Raw genomic sequence first — 15,103 nt, forward strand, 5'->3', positions numbered from 1 at the left:
TCTGGTCACAGGGCGTTGGTGATCTGGATGAGGGCTGGGTAGAAGACGAAGACGATGAACCCGAAGGCCATCAGGACGGCCGGAACGGCCATGCGTTCGGTCGCCTCGTTCGCCTTTCCCTCGGCTTCGGTGGCGCCGCGTCGGCGCATCGCGTCGGCTTTCGCGGCGAGGGAGGCGCGGACTTTGGCGCCTTCGGTGCCGGCGAGGGAGAGGGCGGCGGCGAGTTCGGTCAGCTCGTTGACGTGGAGTTCTGCGCCGAGGTGGGCGAGGGCGGTCCAGGGGGTGGTGCGGGTGAGGCGGGCGGTGGTCAGGGCGCGTTGGAGGTGGCGGAAGGAGCGGCCGTTTCCGACGCGGGCGGCATCGGTGAGGGCGCCTTCGATGCCGACGCCTCCGGCGAGGAGGATGTGGATGAGGCTGAGGTAGGCGCCGAGAGCGTGGCGGAAGGCGGTGCGGCGGCGTTCGGCTTCGGCGTGGACGGTGAGGTCCGGGAGGAAGAAGCCGACGGTCGCCGCTGTGAAAGAGGCGGCCACCGGTACGGGCCAGGACAGCGGGCGCCCGGCCAGGGCCAGGAGCGTGCCGAGGGCGGCGGGGAGGAGGAGGCCGGTGAGGGTGAGGGCGGCTTTCTCCGCGAGGTGGATGTGGTGGGAGCGTTCGGTGACGGCCAGGTCCTGGACAGCCGTACGGGTGGGGAGGCCGACGGCGCGCAGGAAGTGGACGAAGGGGCTGCCGAGGCGGGCCACCCAGCCTCCCGTCTCGGTGGGAAAAAGCGGCGGGGGCGTGGGGGTGGTGTTGAGGCGGGCGGTGAGGTCGGCGAGGGACGGTCGGGGCGGGACCAGCCACGCCGTCAACGCCCACAGGCCCAGGCCGGTTCCGGCGCCCAGCAGGGCCAGGACAGTCATCCGCTTCTCCCCTCGGGTGTGGCGAAGAAGCGTTCGGGCTCCTCGATGCGGGCGATGCGGCGCAGCCAGATGAACGCGGCCGTGAACAGGGCTCCGATCAAGAGCAGGACGAACTGTCCCGCAGCGGTGTCGTAGGGGGTGAGGAAGGCGGGGTTGAGCAGGATCAGCCCGGCGACGAACGTGAACGTGGTGACCACGACCACGCGTTGGGTCGTACGGATGCGGGCGCGGCCCGCCTCGATGCGGTGGCGCATCTCCACCTGCGCGCGAGCCGTGACCGCCAACTCCCCCAGTAACGGTGTGAGTTGGCGGGCCTGATGTTGCGCGGACAGGGTCAGGGCGGCGATGACGAGGTCGGCGGTCGGGTCTTCGAGGTCGTCGGCGAGGTGCCGCAGGGCGGGGACGAGGGGTTCGCCGCGTTCCAGGCGGGTCGCCATCGCCGTCACGTGGGGGCGGATCGCGTGGGGTGCGGTGGGGGCGGTGGCTTGGATGGTCTGTTCCAGGCCGGCCGCGGCGGCGAGAGTGTCGCGCAGCATCTCCGTCCACCCCGCGATCCCCTCGATCCGGGCGGTACGTTCGCGGTGCGCCGTACCCGAACCGAGGAGGTGCGGCAGGCTCCAGGCGGCCGCCCCGGCGAGCAAACCGCCCGCGATCCAGCCGGTCACCGCCCACGCCAGGACCCCCGTCCCCGCCGCAGCAACCGCCCACCGCCCGGCGTACGGACGGCGTCTTCGAGACCGGCGTACGGGCGCGCGCCATGCGTGAACGACGAGGAGCAGGCCGCAGCCGACTCCGAGCCCGAGCAGTCCCAGGAGTGGCGCGTTCATGCCCGGCGCCAGGCGAGGGGGTCGGTGTGGGCGGGGTCGAAGCCGACCGCGACGAGGTCCTCCAGCGTTTCGGTGCGCAGCGGGACGCCGGGGATCGCGCGCAGGTCGGGGCCGGGGCGGAAGACCTCGTTGGAGACGATCTGCCGGTCGTCCGCGTCGACGATCTCGCGGATGGAGGAGACGACGCGTTTGCCGGGCAGGCCGCGCGGCCGGTCGAGGTGGACGACGAAGTCGACGCTGGAGGCGACCAGGAGGTTGGTGGCCTCCAGGGAGAGACGCTCGGGGCCCTGGACGGCGTACGCGGCGAGTTTCGTGAACGCGCCCCGGCTGCTGGAGGTGTGGAGCGTGCCCATGCTGCCGTCGTTGCCCTGGGACATCGCGTTGCACATCGGGATGACCTCGGGGCCGCGGACCTCGCCGACGATGACCCGGTCCGGGGACATCCGCAGCGCCCAGCGCACCAGGTCCGCCGCGCTCACCTCGCCCCGGCCCTCGATGTTCGCCTCGCGGGCCTGCATCGCCACGACGTCCGGATGTGCCTGTTCATCGGTGTCGAGGCCGAGTTCGAAGACGTCCTCGACCGTCACCAGCCGCTCCCACGCCGGGATCTCCGCCGCGAGTGCGCGCAGCATCGTCGTCTTCCCGATGCCCGTGCCGCCGGTGATCAGGATGTTCTTGCGGGCCCGGACCAGGGCGGCAAGGAAGGATTCCAGGCCGGGGTCGAAGGTGCCGCTGTGGCGGAGCTGGGCGAGGGTGGCGTGCTGGAAGCGGTGCCGGCGGATCGACAGCGACGGGCGCCGGGTGAGTGCCATCACCGCGAACGCCCTCTCCCCGCCGGGGAGTTGGAAGCTGACGCCGGGGCTGGCGCGGTCGAAGCGGCGTTCCTCGATCCCGCTGCGCGCGGCGAGACTGCGGATCAGGTCGACGAGTTCGGTGTCGGAGGCGACGACCGGCGGGAGGCGTTCGCGGCGGCCGTCGTCGTAGCGGACGAAGACCCGGTCCCCGGTGACGCTGATGTTCTCGATCCGGGGGTCCTTCAGGAGCGGTTCCAGTCCCGCCGCGCCGAACACCTCGTTCAGGACGGTCGTGATGACCGCCTGTTCGACGTCCGCCGCGAGCGCCTCCCGTCCGCCGGCCAGGAGCGTGCGGGTGTGTTCCTCGGCCGCGTCACCGAGGATCTTCCCGGCCAGCGCCAGGCGGTCGGCGTCCGGGACCGGCGGACGGCCGGCCTCTTCGTAGGCGCGCAGACGCTGTGTCAGCTGTTCGGCGAGGCGGGTGCGCAGGTGCAGGCGGAGGGCTTCGGCCGGGGGCGCGGTCTGGATGCGGCGCTCGCCCAGGCCCGGCGACATCGTCGGACGAGGTCCGTTCGTCGGAGGCACGACGCCGCCGACAGGCAGGACGCGGTAGGTCTTGGGCGTTTCGGTCATCTCGATACCTCGCTCCAGACGGTTCTTGGATCGGTGTGGATGCGCAGGGCCGTGGTGTGTTCCTGCGGCGGGGTAACCGCCAAGGAGGCGATGTGGCCGGCGAGTTGTGCCAGGGTCCGGCCGAGGGGTGAGCGGGAGGGCGCGCTACGACGGCCCGGTCGGCCGCCCAGAGCGGCGGCGCCCTTCGGGTCGTACGGAAGACGGGCTGTGACCGTGATGTCGAGTTCCCGCGCGACCTCGTCCGTGGGGTAGCCGTCGCCGACCAGGACGAAGTACGGGTGCTGTGACCGGCCCGCCACCGCCGGCCAGCGGGCGGCCACGTGAGCGAGGGCGTCGTCGTGGGCGCGGGAGAGCAGGAGGAGGGCGTCGGCGGCCTCGGTCACCTTCCAGGCCGGGGAGTCGGGGTCAAGGCGTCCGCAGTCGGCGACCACCACCGTGCCGGGACGGGCCGCCGCCCACCGCAGTACCTCGAACCCCTTGCGGGTGAGCTGGTCGAGCGACGTACGCGTCTGGTCCGCGCCCGGCGGCGCGACCACCACCGGCAGGCCGCCGGGAAGACGCTGCGTGTGCTGCCACACCAGCCCCGGACCCGCGCGGTGGCGGGCAGCCGCCGCCAGCGACACCAGCCCCGGATCCGCCTCCAGGCGGAAACGGCCCAGGAGGTCGCCGCCAGCCGGGTCGCACTCGACGACCACCGGGTGCCCGCCCGACGGCCACCCCGCCGCCAGGCCGAGCGCCGACGTCGTCACCCCCGGGGAGCCTTTGAGGCTGCCGATCGCCACCAGGGTCACGGGCCGTCTCCGTGTTCCATGACGACGCTGAGCTGCCCGGGCGGTGCCGCCGCCAGCTCGCGGGCGTCGGCCTGGGGCAGAAGGAGGGACAGCACCGTGTTCTGGCCGGTGCCGTCACCGCGCACATCGGTCACCGTCGCGGACCAGGCCGTCGGCGTCGAAGGCGTCGCGGTGTCCTCGGCGGGCACCAGGACGACGCTCACCCGGCTGCCCGGCTGGGCCCCGGGCGGGAACTGGCCCGCCTTCAGCCCGATCGCCGCGACCGCCTGCCCGGCGGGCGGGACGCTCGCCGGTCCCAGCGCGTTCTTCGTCAACGGGGTGCCGGCGGGCAGGCTGTAGGCGACCGGACGGCCCAGCACCGCCGAGCGCGATCGCGCGGGGAGCAGGTCCAGCGCCTCAGCCGCTACGTTCTCCTCCCGCAGGTCCCTTGCCGACAGCGTCTGTCCGACCGTCACCGGACGGGCCAGCACCAACACCGGCTCCCGCGACCCGGCCTGCGTCGCGACCAGCACACCGCCCGCCGTGCAGCCCAGCACCAGCAGCACACCGACCAGGAGATAGGGAAGACGCCGGGGGCGCGGGACACCGCTCATGCGCGCCGAGGGCCGACCGCGACCTGAGGGTGAACTGCCGCGCCCGGAACTGACGGAGTGCGGGAACGTTCGAGTGTTCGCCAACGGGTGCCTCCCGGCACAGAGCTCTCCCGAACCGGGAGAACCACGAATGGAATTCGGCGTGCGCCGTCCTGGGGCGCCGCCGAGAGGTACGGCGGTCAGCCGCCGCTGTTGAGGGCCTGGCTCTCCGCGACGCGGAACTCCGCGACCGACTCGGTCGCCAGCCCCGGGAAGACGCCGCTCTCGCCGGCCCCGGACCAGGTCACGGTCCAGCGGACCGTCGCGGACACCGCGTACGCCTCACCCGGCCGCCCCGCGGACGACCTGCGGTAGGTGTAACCACAGTCCGGCGAAGGGCTGTTCGGGTTCACGCTCGCGTCGTACGACGTGCCGGGACCGTCGCACGTCACCGAGCCGCCGTCGCCCAGGTCCCACAAGACCGACGTCGGCCGCGCCACGGCGGTCACCGAGACCCCCGGTACCGACGCCGTCGCCGACACCGCGCCCCACGTCTGCCGGTCCAGCCACAACCAGGTCGGCAACTGCACCAACTGCTCGGCCGCCGGACTCGCCTCGATCCGCGGCGACGGCAACCGGAGCTGGTCACGGGCGATTTGAGCGAGCTGTGCCGGGGACGGTTGCGGGACTCCGCCGGTCGGCTGCTGTCCGTCGGGGATCCAGACCGGGGGCCGGTAGAGGGCGTCCCGTACGCCTCCTGCTGCGCACTTGTAGACGTACCAAGCGCCCGGCCCGCTTGGCTTCGGATCCGCCACCGGTACGACGGGACGGTACGTAATGGTCACCGCCCCATCGCCGCGAGGTTCGTCTTCGTACAACGTCTGCGCCGCCGCCAGAGGAGGTGCGAAGTCACTGCGCTCGTACACACACTCGGCCCGGTTCAAGTTCTGATCCGAGAACTTCGGCGCAACTGGCTGCTCCTTGCCGCCTTCCGCGGACGTGCCGCCCGAATCGGAGAAACCTCGGTCCCGAGGAGGTAGCGCTCGGTGTCCACCGCCCGAACCTGCACCGAGTTCACACTGTGGGGAGGGGTTCTCAGAGCAGTCAACGTTGCCCCACACATCGGCGGCTGCCGGGATGGAGCCCAGAATCACGGCGACCACGACCGCCCCCAAGGTGGAGAGCACGCGCCTCAGCATGAGCCCAGTTCCTTTACCTCGAACCAGGTGACCTTCCAGAAGTCCGAGCTCTGCTTGACAACTTCGGCCGTGATCGCCCGCCGCCCACCGGTCTCGTTCTCAGCGCGCTCACCGGTCTCCTTCCGGTACCTCAACCAGTTCGTCGAGTCACCGCAGTCCGAGACCATCACCACCGCAGGGTTTCCCACCGGCGTCGCCGAGGTCACCTTCGGGTAATTCTTCGGCCCGCCCCTCGCCACCAGGCCGTTCCGATGATCCGCGTACAGCCCCCGCGAGATCGCCGACAGCGCGTCCCCCGTCGCATACCGGCCCAGGAGCGGGGACTTCCAGTCCGAGGTTTTCGCCGCCTCGGCCATGTCCCGCCACATCCCCACGTACGCCGCCGAAGCCCGCTCCCGCGCAACCTCCGCCGACGACACCGCAGGCGAGGAAACCGGGGGCGACCCGGCAGACGTCGTCGCCCGTTCCCCCGGAGACGACTCCCCCGCCGGGGTACAGCCGACGACCAGCAACACCAGCGCTGCCAGGCCCACTTGCCTCACGGACGTACGCGTTCCTAAGACCACCACAACTCGTCACCTCGCGAACGATGCTGATTGCTGTCCGACGTACCGGCGCCTCCACGTCTACCCCCCGGTCCCGTTCCAACTGCAAGGTGCGAACGAGCACTCGGAGCACTCCGTTACCAAATCAATAGCGAGAGACCCACGATCTGTGCACCCAAAGCAGGAAATCTTTGGACACTCTGCCTGGCAGGCTTCACAGCAAGCATCCGGGGCATTGCAGAAGCAATTCCCATACTGGCGGCCGCTCACATCCCGTGCCGATCGGACAGCCCCCGACGTCGACGCACGATCACCAGCAACCGGTCCTCGTGTTCGACCGCCCACTCCCCCACCGGCCCGAGCGCGGCGAGGAGTTCATGGCCGGCCGGGGTCAGCGTGCAGCGCGCGGTGGAGGCGATCTGGCCGGGGCGGGGCCGGTGGACGACGAGGCCGGCGTCGACGAGGCGGTGGAGGGTGTCCCAGAAGACCTTCTCCGAGAGCCGGCGCGGCCCTGTGAGGTCGCGGTTGCGGACGACCCCCGCGTTCACGGCCTCAGTGACACCGGTGGGCTGCTGGGGGCCATGGCTCAACTGGCAGAGGATCGCGAAGGCCCATCGTGGACGCAGTACCTCCAGCACCATGCCCGTACCGCGCCGCCGTTCCTGCTCCGGCGTCAACACCGGTCCCCAGGTAGGAGGTTGGCCGCAGCCGCTACCTTGGCGGTGTCTTCGCAGTGCGGTGGTCAGGCAGGTGCGGTGCCCGGTCGCCCACGCGGTCATGCGGTGCAGGGAGTGGAACAGTTCCTTGCCCTCCGCCGTCAGCTCCCACAGATCAGGGCCGTCCCCGACGTCCGCGCCGGGATGTCTGGCGAGCAGGAGCCCTTCCTCCGCCATCTGCCGGAGCCGCGTCAGCAGGACGTTGGGGTGGAGTACGCGGACGGCCGCGAGGTCGGCGTTGCGCGCCGCTCCTTCGTTGATGCCAGCCAACAACTGTCTGCCGTCCAGCGGGCTTTCCAGCAGGGTGACCACGACCGAGTAGGTCCAGCGGTTCCGGAGCAGTTCCAGGACCATCCCGATGCCCCGGAGTCTGCGCGCGTGCGCGTCCATCGGCATCCGTCACTCCGTCGCGACGTTCAGCGTCGCCCAGACCACCTGTCCACCGGCCTCGTTGTCGGGTGCGGTCGAACCCCAGCACCGGGACACCGCCGCGACGAGCATCAGCCCGCGGCCCCTCTCCTCCCGCGGCGCAGCGGCGTGGAGGGTGGGCCTGGTCAACCCGGTGCCGTGGTCCTCCACCTGGATGAGCACCTGGTGTCCGGTGGCTGCCAGGACGCAGGTGACGGTTCGGGTGTCGGTGTGGACGACGGCGTTGGTGACGAGTTCGCTCACCACGAGGGCCGCCGCGTCGCGGCTGTTGGCGGGGACGCGCCAGACGCCGAGGGTGCGGTGGACGCGGCAGCGGGCCTCGGCCACGGATGCGGAGGTGGCAGGCAGAGCGAAGCGAACTCGGTGATCGGTGTTGGTGAATTCGGGAGGGGGACCTCCCGAAACGGTGATGTCGGGGAGCGCCACGACGGGTTCCTAACGGAAGTTGAGGGTCAGCCGTAGTGCACGCGCTGCCCGAACAGCCCCGGTGTCCGCGGTCGGGGATCCGTCGAAGGCAGCAAGGCCCGTGGGGGGATTCGCCGAGTGACAAGCGTGCGCGATGTCGGCGACGAGCCTGGTGCACGGCTTCCGGATGGTGAAGTCACCCGCCATCGGCCCACGCGGTCGGCGCGTGCCACGGAACAAAGGGTGACTCCGGTCGCGCGGTCACTATGCTCGCCCCTCCCGCCGCTTGGCAACACGTCACTCCGCACAGTGCACAATCCAGCCGTGCGCCTGTCCGTCTCGCGAAGACCGTGGCAGACTGCGGGCCCACCGGGCTCTCAGGAGGCATCGACGTGAGCGCACCGCGGTCCGCCCCGACCGTCCTCCAGATGGTCTTGGGCCGTCGCCTGCTCGACCTGCGCAAAGCCGCGGGGATGTCGTCCCAGGAAGCCGGCGCGCGCCTGCACATCGCGCACACCACGGTCATCCGCATGGAACAGGCCAAGGTCGCCCTGAAGTGGGCGACGGTCAAAGCCCTGCTGGAGCTGTACGGGGTCGACAGGCCCGAGGCGGAGCAGTTCCTCGCCCTCGTGGTGAAGGCCAACGAGCCCGGCTGGTGGCAGCGTTACCGCGAAGCCCTGCCGGACTGGTTCGCCGTCCACGTCAGCCTGGAGAACGCCGCCGTCCACATCCGCGGATACGAGCCTCACGTCGTCCCCGGTCTCCTCCAGACCGGCGCCTACGCCCGCGCGGTCCTCTCCCTCAACCGCCCCCACCCCACCCCCGACGAACTCGACCGCCGCGTCGCCCTCCGGCTGGAACGCCAGACCCTCCTCACCCGCACCGACCCGGCGCCACCGCAGGTCTGGGCCATCGTCGACGAGACGGTCCTGCGCCGCCCGGCCGGTGAACCCGCCGTCATGCAGGCCCAGATCGAGCACCTGGTCGACATCGGCGACCTCCCGAACGTGACGTTCCAGGTCATGCCATTCACCGCCGGCCTCCACGCGGGAGCGTTCGGCCCCTTCACCCTCTTCCGGTTCCCGATGACCGACTTCCCCGACATCGTCGGCACGGACACCCTCAGCAGCGCCAACTACACCGAGGAGGAACCCGATGTCGCGCTGCACCGCGAGGTCTTCGACCGGATGAGCACCCAGGCCATGTCACACCGACGCACCAGGAAACACCTCCTGGCCGTCTGCAAGGAACTGAGCGAATGAACCACGTCATGAATGCCGAAAAGGAACTGGGCTCCCAGGAATGGCACAAACCCTGGAGCGGCAGCAACAACGGCAACTGCCTCGAAGCCAAGAGACTCGACGGCGGGAACGTCGCCCTACGGCAGTCCACCGACCCCCACGGTCCCGCCCTCGTCTGCTCCCCCACAGCGATAGCCCAGTTCGTCGAGGCAGCGAAGTCCGGCTTGGCCGACTTTCTCATCTCCTGAACCACAACACACAGGAGCCGAATATGACAGAAGACGGATTCAGCCCGCACTTAATCGACACCAGCAAGCCTCACTCGGCCCGCATGTACGACTGGTTCCTCAACGGTAAGGACCACTACGCGGCCGACATAGCCGCGGCCAGGAAAGTCATGGACCTCTTCCCCCACGTCAAGAACTCGGCATGGGCCAACCGCGAGTTCATGCACCGGGCCGCCCGCTACGTCAGCGCCCTCGGGGTCACCCAGTTCCTCGACATCGGAACCGGTATCCCCACCGAACCCAACCTCCATCAGATCGTCCAACAGACCATCCCCACCGCCCGCTTGGTGTACGCCGACCACGACCCGATCGTCCTGCGCCACGCTCAAGCTCTCCTCCGCGGAACGCCCGAAGGCCACATCGCCTACGTCCACGCCGACGTCCGCGACCCCGACCAGATCCTCGCCCACGCCCGCGAACACCTCGACTTCACCCAGCCGATCGGTCTCTCCCTGGTCGCGCTCATGCACTTCGTCACCGACGAGCAGGGCGCCCACGAGATCGTCCGGAAACTCCTCGAACCGATGGCCGGCGGAAGCCACCTGATGCTGTCCCACTTCGTCCTGGAGGACCCCGGCCTCATGAAACGGGTCGAGGACATCTACCGCGCCGGCGGCAACTCGATCCAGGGCAGATCCGTCGCCGACGTCACCGCCTTCTTCGCCGGACTCGACCTCTGCGACCCCGGCGTCGTGCTGTCCACCCGCTGGCACCCGGACGACCAGATGCGCATCCACGACGAACCGTCCCTCTACGTCGGTGTCGCACGAAAACCCTGACGCCGAAAACCGTCCCGGGGTAACCCGAAGACAGTCAAAAATATCCAGCCGAAATGGAGTTGCCATGAGCGACGACGGATTCAGCGCGCACGAGATCGACACGAGCGTCCCACACTCGGCCCGCCTCTACGACTGGTACCTCGGCGGCAAAGACCACTACGCCGCCGACATAGCCGCAGCCAAAAAAGTCCTCAAATTATTCCCCCGTGTCCGGCAGGCAGCGCGGGCCAACCGCGAATTCATGCACCGCGCCGCCCGTCACCTCAGCAGCCAGGGAATCACCCAATTCCTCGACATCGGAACGGGCATCCCCACGAAGCCCAATCTCCACCAGATCGTCCAGGAAGTCGCCCCCACCGCCCACGTGGTGTACGTGGACAACGACCCGATCGTTCTGCGACACGCCCAAGCCCTTCTCCGCGGAACACCCGAGGGCCACATCGCCTATCTGCACGCCGATGTCCGCGACCCCGACCAGATCCTCGCCCACGCCCGCGAACACCTCGACTTCACCCAGCCGATCGCCCTGTCCCTCATCGCACTCCTGCACTTCGTGACCGACGAGCAGCAGCCCTACCAGATCGTCGAAAAGCTACTGGAACCCTTGGTTCCCGGAAGCCATCTGATGCTGTCCCACATCATCGTGGAAGACCCCGAGGCCGCGAAGCAGATCGACACCATCTACCGCATAGGGGGAACCTCGGTCAGGGGAAGGTCCACCGAAGAGATCACCCAGTTCTTCCAGGGACTTGAGATGTGCGACCCCGGCGTGGTGCGAGCCACCCAATGGCATCCGGACGACACCATGCGCATCCGCGACGAGTCGTCCGTCTACGCGGGCGTTGCCCGGAAACCATGAACCACAAAACAAGTTCAGAAATAACGCGGAGTTGACATGACCGAAGATGGGTTCAGCGCACACGACATCGACACGAGCGTCCCACACTCGGCCCGCCTCTACGACTGGTACCTCGGCGGCAAAGACCACTACACCGCCGACATAGCCGCGGCCAAGAAAGTCATGGAGTTATTCCCCCGCATAAAGCAAACAGCCCTTTCGAACCGCGAGTTCATGCACCGAGCCGCCCGCCACCTCACCGACCACGGAATCACTCAATTCCTCGACATCGGCACCGGCATCCCCACCCAACCCAACCTCCACCAGATCGTCCAACAGACCACCCCCACCGCCCACATCGTCTACGTGGACAACGACCCCATCGTCCTCCGACACGCCCAGGCCCTCCTCCGCGGAACACCCGAAGGCCACATCACCTACCTGCACGCCGACGTCCGCGACCCCGACCAAATCCTCGCGTACGCCCGCAAACACCTCGACTTCACCCACCCGATCAGCCTCTCCCTCATCGCACTCCTGCACTTCATCCCCGACGACCAGCAGCCCTACCAGATCGTCAAAAAACTACTGGAGCCCCTGGTTCCAGGAAGCTATCTGATGCTGTCCCACGGGATCATCGAGGACCCCGAAACCGTGAAGCGGGTCGACGCCATCTACCGCGCCGGAGGCACCTCGGTCAGGGCAAGATCCTTCGAGGAAATCACCCAGTTCTTCCAGGGACTTGAGGTAACTGACCCCGGCATCGTGCCCTCCCCCGAGTGGCGCCCCGACGACACCATGAGCGTCCGCAACGAGCCCGCGGTCTACGCGGGTGTCGCCCGCAAGCCCTAAAGATCGACAGACTCCTCAATTTTGAAGTGATGTCGATGCAGTGGTGTACCCCTGTGGCACAAGTACCTCCGCCGCAACCGCTGATCTTCTACCGGGGCCATCACCGAGTCCATCGTCCCATCCAGCCGTTGCGGCACAGCTTCTTTTCTTCTCCGGAGGGAGTTCCGTGTCGGACCACGAAAGTCGATGGCAACAAGATGGTTCAGAGGAAAGTGAGATACACCGGGGGCTTTTTTCTCCCCGTGAGGACCATTTCCTGCAAGGGCTCCACGACATCCGACACATGATCAGCGGCGAATGGACCTGGGACACCCTCGTCGCCCTCTACGACGGGCCGCTCCACTACACACGTCTGCTGGACACCATCCGCAATCAGAACACCGCCCCGCGGTGGCCGGGCAGGAAACACCACCACCTCCAGGACAGCCCCCTGAACCGCACACTCCGACGCCTGGAGGAAGCCGAACTCGTCCAGCACACCCGCGAGTCCGGCTTCCCGGGCCGCGCAACCTACGAACTCATGCCGGCTGCGCGAGAACTCCTGGTCGCCGCAACGCCGTTGGCTCTGTGGGCCGAGGAACACTCGGAGTTGGTGGACCGGGTCAGACACCGGCGAAAGGCGGCGACACCTGACTGAGGCCAGTTGCCTGGCCGTTGTTCCAGCGTCACAGCGAACGGCGGCATCCACCGTATCGACGTAGGCGGAAAGCTGGCTTCTCCCGGAGACCGCGCGGGAAAGGCTGGCTGCCTACGGGCCCGTACTCCACGTACTTCCCGGGAGTCCGGACAACGAACCCTGGGTGTCCCGACCCCGTTACTCTGTGGCCATGTCCCACACCATCCGTGTCCGTTTCGCCCCGTCTCCGACGGGCATGTTCCACGTCGGCGGCGCCCGCTCCGCCCTGTACAACTGGGCCGTCGCGCGACAGCAGCAGGGCCGGTTCGTGCTCCGGATCGAGGACACCGACGAGGCCCGGAACCGACCGGAATGGGTGGACGGCATCCTCAACGCTCTGTCCGCGATCCACATCAACGCCGACGACCCCACCTTCGAGGGACCGTACTTCCAGTCCCACAACACCGAGAGCCAGCGCGATGCGGCGCTGCGGTTGTTCGGCGAGGGGAAGGCGTACTACTGCGACTGCACCCGCGAGGAACTCGTCGCGCGGACGGGTTCGCAGCATCTGGGGTACGACGGTTTCTGCCGGGAACGCGGGCTGGAGTACCGGGAGGGGCGGGCGCTGCGGTTCCGTACGCCGGACGAGGGCGCCACGGCCGTCGAGGACGTCGTACGCGGGCGCACGGAGTTCCCGAACGAGGCGATCGAAGATTTCGTGATCGCGCGTGGGAGCGGGTCGCCGGTGTTTGTCCTGGCGAATGCGGTGGACGACATCCGCGACGGCATCACGCATGTGATCCGCGGCGAGGAGCATCTGTCGAACACGCCGAAGCAGCAGCTTCTGTGGGAGGCGTTCGGTGAGCGGCCTCCGGTGTGGGCTCATCTGCCGGTGATCGTGAACGAGAAGCGGCAGAAGCTGTCCAAGCGGCGGGACAAGGTGGCTCTGGAGGACTATCTCGCGGAGGGGTACCTGCCTGATGCGCTGGTCAACTATCTGATGTTGCTGGGGTGGGGGCCGGGTGACGATGTGGAGATCCGGCCGTACGAGGAGCTGGAGAAGCTGTTCCGGCTGGAGGACGTGAACAAGTCGTCCGCGTTCTTCGACGTGAAGAAGCTGTCCGCGTTCAACGGGGAGTACATCCGGGCGCTGCCGCTGGAGGAGTTCGTCCGGGTGGGCCGGCGCTGGCTGGAGGCGCCGTACGCGACGTGGACTGCGGAGGCTTTCGACGAGGGGGTGTGGCGTGCGGTGGCGGAGCTGGCGCAGACCCGGATCGCCGTGCTGAGCGAGATCACGCGGTACGTCGACTTCCTGTTCCTCGACGCCCCCGAGGAGGACGAGGCGTCGTGGACGAAGGCGATGAAACCCGGCGCCGCCGAGATCCTGGCCTCCACCCGGGCCCGCTGGGCGGAGTCAGAGTGGACCGCCGCCGCGTTGAAGGGCGGGCTTGAGGAGGCTGCCGCAGAGCACGGGCTGAAGCTGGGCAAGGCACAGGCCCCTGTGCGGGTCGCGGTCACCGGTCGGACGGTGGGGTTGCCGCTGTTCGAGTCCGTCGAGGTGCTGGGGCGGGAGCGGACGCTCGCGCGGATCGACGCGGCGTCGGCGAAGCTCCAGGCGGGATGAACGCAGACGAGCGGCCCCTGTCTTCGCCGGAGCCGCTCGTCGGTTGTGTCGTCAGCGCAGGTCGACGAGGCGGTGTGCGGTGGTGGTGGGGGTTGCAGACATCGACCACAGGGGGCAGATGGGGATGGTCTGCTGGTCGCATTCGGTGCTGACGAGGGTGCGCTGGAGGTGATCGTGGGCGGCGCAGCCGCCTCCGCAGACGCTCGCGTGGGTGCAACTTCGGCAGCCGGGTGCGGTGCTGCTGACGAGGGTCAGTTCGTTGCGGCCCTGGTGGAGACGGGGGCGGATCGCGCCGTTGTGCCACGTCCCGTAGTGCAGCTCGGTGTCGAAGAACGCCGAGCAGATGTAGACCCGGTTGTCGGGGAAGATCGCGAGGCGTTCGAGGTTGCGGGCGGTGCAGCCGCGGTAGCCCTGGGCGTTGATCTGCGGGAGCTGGTCGGGGGTCGCTAAGGCGGGTGGGTAGAAGACGCGGACGCGCAGGCCGCCGGCGTGCCTCCGGATGTCCTGGCACAGCTCCATCCAGGCGGTGGGCGGGAGTTGGAGGTGCGGGGCGGTCCTGCCGAGCTCAGTGGGGGTGAGTAGTGGAAGGAGATCATCTCCAGGCCGATGCGGTCGACGAGGTCGATGGCGTCGGGCTGGTTGTCGGTGGTGACGGTGAAGATCGCCCGGGTCTGGAAACCGGCCTCGACGGCTCGCGTCATGCTGCGCAGCAACGGCTTCCAGGTACCGGGGCCGCGCATGGTCTCGTGGGTCTCCCGGCGGGCACCGTCCATGGAGAAACTGAAGGAGTCGAGCCGCTCGTCCAGGACGGGCCACGTCTTCGGCGGGATGAGGCCGTTGGAGGTGAGGACGGTCTTGTAGTCCTGGGCCTTGCACACGTCGAGGATCGCGTCGAGTTCGGGGTGGGTCGTGGGTTCGCCGCCCAGGAGGTAGATGCGAACCCGCCAACCAGAACGCCACAGAACAGGCCGCGTCCGCCGCAGTGGTCGGGGAGTCCACACCTCCTCGACCACTCGCCGACTCACCAACTGGTTCGGGTAGCCAACCTCACTGCGG

General features: G+C 68.7%; 18 protein-coding genes. 7 read left to right on the top strand and 11 right to left on the bottom strand.

Annotation, left to right across the window (positions count from 1 at the left end; all coding sequences use genetic code 11):
* Positions 1-5 precede the first annotated feature (5 nt).
* The 9 genes from ACLZOT_RS09200 to ACLZOT_RS09240 all read right to left on the bottom strand — a co-directional run bounded on the left by ACLZOT_RS09200 (position 6) and on the right by ACLZOT_RS09240 (position 7,831).
* Positions 6-899: a type II secretion system F family protein gene (locus ACLZOT_RS09200; RefSeq protein WP_416968270.1), complete on the bottom strand. Its 894-nt coding sequence runs from the start codon at positions 897-899 to the stop codon at positions 6-8.
* Entirely contained in the window at positions 896-1,726 is an 831-nt protein-coding gene (locus ACLZOT_RS09205; RefSeq protein ID WP_416968271.1) for a type II secretion system F family protein, read from the bottom strand. The genes ACLZOT_RS09200 and ACLZOT_RS09205 overlap by 4 nt, the downstream gene beginning before the upstream one ends.
* Positions 1,723-3,153: a CpaF family protein gene (locus ACLZOT_RS09210; RefSeq protein ID WP_416968272.1), complete on the bottom strand. Its 1,431-nt coding sequence runs from the start codon at positions 3,151-3,153 to the stop codon at positions 1,723-1,725. The genes ACLZOT_RS09205 and ACLZOT_RS09210 overlap by 4 nt, the downstream gene beginning before the upstream one ends.
* Positions 3,150-3,944, bottom strand: a complete 795-nt coding sequence (locus ACLZOT_RS09215; protein ID WP_416968273.1) for a hypothetical protein — start codon at positions 3,942-3,944, stop codon at positions 3,150-3,152. Before ACLZOT_RS09215 ends, ACLZOT_RS09210 begins: the two co-directional genes overlap by 4 nt.
* Complete coding sequence (locus ACLZOT_RS09220) at positions 3,941-4,537, bottom strand: SAF domain-containing protein (RefSeq protein ID WP_416968274.1); 597 nt, start codon at positions 4,535-4,537, stop codon at positions 3,941-3,943. Before ACLZOT_RS09220 ends, ACLZOT_RS09215 begins: the two co-directional genes overlap by 4 nt.
* Before the next feature lie 179 nt (positions 4,538-4,716).
* The gene (locus ACLZOT_RS09225; RefSeq protein ID WP_416968275.1) at positions 4,717-5,361 is read right to left on the bottom strand and encodes a hypothetical protein; all 645 of its coding nucleotides are present in this window, start codon (positions 5,359-5,361) and stop codon (positions 4,717-4,719) included.
* 347 nt (positions 5,362-5,708) lie between these two features.
* Positions 5,709-6,071, bottom strand: a complete 363-nt coding sequence (locus tag ACLZOT_RS09230) for a hypothetical protein (protein WP_416968276.1) — start codon at positions 6,069-6,071, stop codon at positions 5,709-5,711.
* Positions 6,072-6,526: 455 nt separating this feature from the next.
* Positions 6,527-7,372: a hypothetical protein gene (locus tag ACLZOT_RS09235; protein ID WP_416968277.1), complete on the bottom strand. Its 846-nt coding sequence runs from the start codon at positions 7,370-7,372 to the stop codon at positions 6,527-6,529.
* A gap of 3 nt (positions 7,373-7,375) precedes the next feature.
* Positions 7,376-7,831, bottom strand: coding sequence for an ATP-binding protein (locus tag ACLZOT_RS09240; protein ID WP_416968278.1), 456 nt, complete (start codon positions 7,829-7,831; stop codon positions 7,376-7,378).
* Positions 7,832-8,202: 371 nt separating this feature from the next.
* Here ACLZOT_RS09240 and ACLZOT_RS09245 point away from each other — a divergent pair, with 371 nt between their 5' ends.
* The 7 genes from ACLZOT_RS09245 (at position 8,203) to gltX (ending at position 14,047) form a co-directional block, all read left to right on the top strand.
* Positions 8,203-9,072, top strand: coding sequence for a helix-turn-helix domain-containing protein (locus tag ACLZOT_RS09245; protein WP_416968279.1), 870 nt, complete (start codon positions 8,203-8,205; stop codon positions 9,070-9,072).
* Positions 9,069-9,299 carry a DUF397 domain-containing protein gene (locus ACLZOT_RS09250; RefSeq protein WP_416968280.1) on the top strand — a complete coding sequence of 77 codons (231 nt, stop codon included), beginning with the start codon at positions 9,069-9,071 and terminating at the stop codon, positions 9,297-9,299. Before ACLZOT_RS09245 ends, ACLZOT_RS09250 begins: the two co-directional genes overlap by 4 nt.
* Positions 9,300-9,322: 23 nt before the next feature.
* Positions 9,323-10,117, top strand: coding sequence for an SAM-dependent methyltransferase (locus ACLZOT_RS09255; RefSeq protein ID WP_416968281.1), 795 nt, complete (start codon positions 9,323-9,325; stop codon positions 10,115-10,117).
* A 64-nt stretch (positions 10,118-10,181) separates the two neighbouring features.
* Positions 10,182-10,976: an SAM-dependent methyltransferase gene (locus tag ACLZOT_RS09260; protein ID WP_416968282.1), complete on the top strand. Its 795-nt coding sequence runs from the start codon at positions 10,182-10,184 to the stop codon at positions 10,974-10,976.
* Between the two features lie 36 nt (positions 10,977-11,012).
* On the top strand, positions 11,013-11,807 hold the full coding sequence (locus tag ACLZOT_RS09265) for an SAM-dependent methyltransferase (RefSeq protein ID WP_416968283.1): 795 nt from the start codon (positions 11,013-11,015) through the stop codon (positions 11,805-11,807).
* Positions 11,808-12,090: 283 nt separating this feature from the next.
* Positions 12,091-12,444: a winged helix-turn-helix transcriptional regulator gene (locus tag ACLZOT_RS09270; RefSeq protein ID WP_416968284.1), complete on the top strand. Its 354-nt coding sequence runs from the start codon at positions 12,091-12,093 to the stop codon at positions 12,442-12,444.
* Between the two features lie 235 nt (positions 12,445-12,679).
* Complete coding sequence (gene gltX / locus ACLZOT_RS09275) at positions 12,680-14,047, top strand: glutamate--tRNA ligase (protein WP_416968328.1); 1,368 nt, start codon at positions 12,680-12,682, stop codon at positions 14,045-14,047.
* Positions 14,048-14,098: 51 nt separating this feature from the next.
* Here the strand turns inward: gltX and ACLZOT_RS09280 are convergent, their stop codons facing one another.
* Together ACLZOT_RS09280 and ACLZOT_RS09285 are read right to left on the bottom strand one after the other, a co-directional pair.
* Complete coding sequence (locus ACLZOT_RS09280) at positions 14,099-14,566, bottom strand: SPASM domain-containing protein (protein WP_416968285.1); 468 nt, start codon at positions 14,564-14,566, stop codon at positions 14,099-14,101.
* On the bottom strand, positions 14,494-15,072 hold the full coding sequence (locus tag ACLZOT_RS09285; protein WP_416968286.1) for a radical SAM protein: 579 nt from the start codon (positions 15,070-15,072) through the stop codon (positions 14,494-14,496). Before ACLZOT_RS09285 ends, ACLZOT_RS09280 begins: the two co-directional genes overlap by 73 nt.
* Positions 15,073-15,103: the final 31 nt, after the last annotated feature.

This window comes from Streptomyces sp. 4F14 (genome assembly GCF_048159485.1).
Classification (GTDB): domain Bacteria; phylum Actinomycetota; class Actinomycetes; order Streptomycetales; family Streptomycetaceae; genus Streptomyces.

What these genes read in the sequence shown, in the direction of transcription:
- ACLZOT_RS09200 (WP_416968270.1), bottom strand. Translation starts at nt 899, where the DNA reads ATGACTGTCCTGGCCCTGCTGGGCGCCGGAACCGGCCTGGGCCTGTGG.
- ACLZOT_RS09205 (WP_416968271.1), bottom strand. Translation starts at nt 1,726, where the DNA reads ATGAACGCGCCACTCCTGGGACTGCTCGGGCTCGGAGTCGGCTGCGGC.
- ACLZOT_RS09210 (WP_416968272.1), bottom strand. Translation starts at nt 3,153, where the DNA reads ATGACCGAAACGCCCAAGACCTACCGCGTCCTGCCTGTCGGCGGCGTC.
- ACLZOT_RS09220 (WP_416968274.1), bottom strand. Translation starts at nt 4,537, where the DNA reads ATGAGCGGTGTCCCGCGCCCCCGGCGTCTTCCCTATCTCCTGGTCGGT.
- ACLZOT_RS09230 (WP_416968276.1), bottom strand. Translation starts at nt 6,071, where the DNA reads ATGGCCGAGGCGGCGAAAACCTCGGACTGGAAGTCCCCGCTCCTGGGC.
- ACLZOT_RS09235 (WP_416968277.1), bottom strand. Translation starts at nt 7,372, where the DNA reads ATGCCGATGGACGCGCACGCGCGCAGACTCCGGGGCATCGGGATGGTC.
- ACLZOT_RS09250 (WP_416968280.1), top strand. Translation starts at nt 9,069, where the DNA reads ATGAACCACGTCATGAATGCCGAAAAGGAACTGGGCTCCCAGGAATGG.
- ACLZOT_RS09255 (WP_416968281.1), top strand. Translation starts at nt 9,323, where the DNA reads ATGACAGAAGACGGATTCAGCCCGCACTTAATCGACACCAGCAAGCCT.
- ACLZOT_RS09260 (WP_416968282.1), top strand. Translation starts at nt 10,182, where the DNA reads ATGAGCGACGACGGATTCAGCGCGCACGAGATCGACACGAGCGTCCCA.
- ACLZOT_RS09265 (WP_416968283.1), top strand. Translation starts at nt 11,013, where the DNA reads ATGACCGAAGATGGGTTCAGCGCACACGACATCGACACGAGCGTCCCA.
- ACLZOT_RS09270 (WP_416968284.1), top strand. Translation starts at nt 12,091, where the DNA reads ATGATCAGCGGCGAATGGACCTGGGACACCCTCGTCGCCCTCTACGAC.
- gltX (WP_416968328.1), top strand. Translation starts at nt 12,680, where the DNA reads ATGTTCCACGTCGGCGGCGCCCGCTCCGCCCTGTACAACTGGGCCGTC.
- ACLZOT_RS09280 (WP_416968285.1), bottom strand. Translation starts at nt 14,566, where the DNA reads ATGGAGCTGTGCCAGGACATCCGGAGGCACGCCGGCGGCCTGCGCGTC.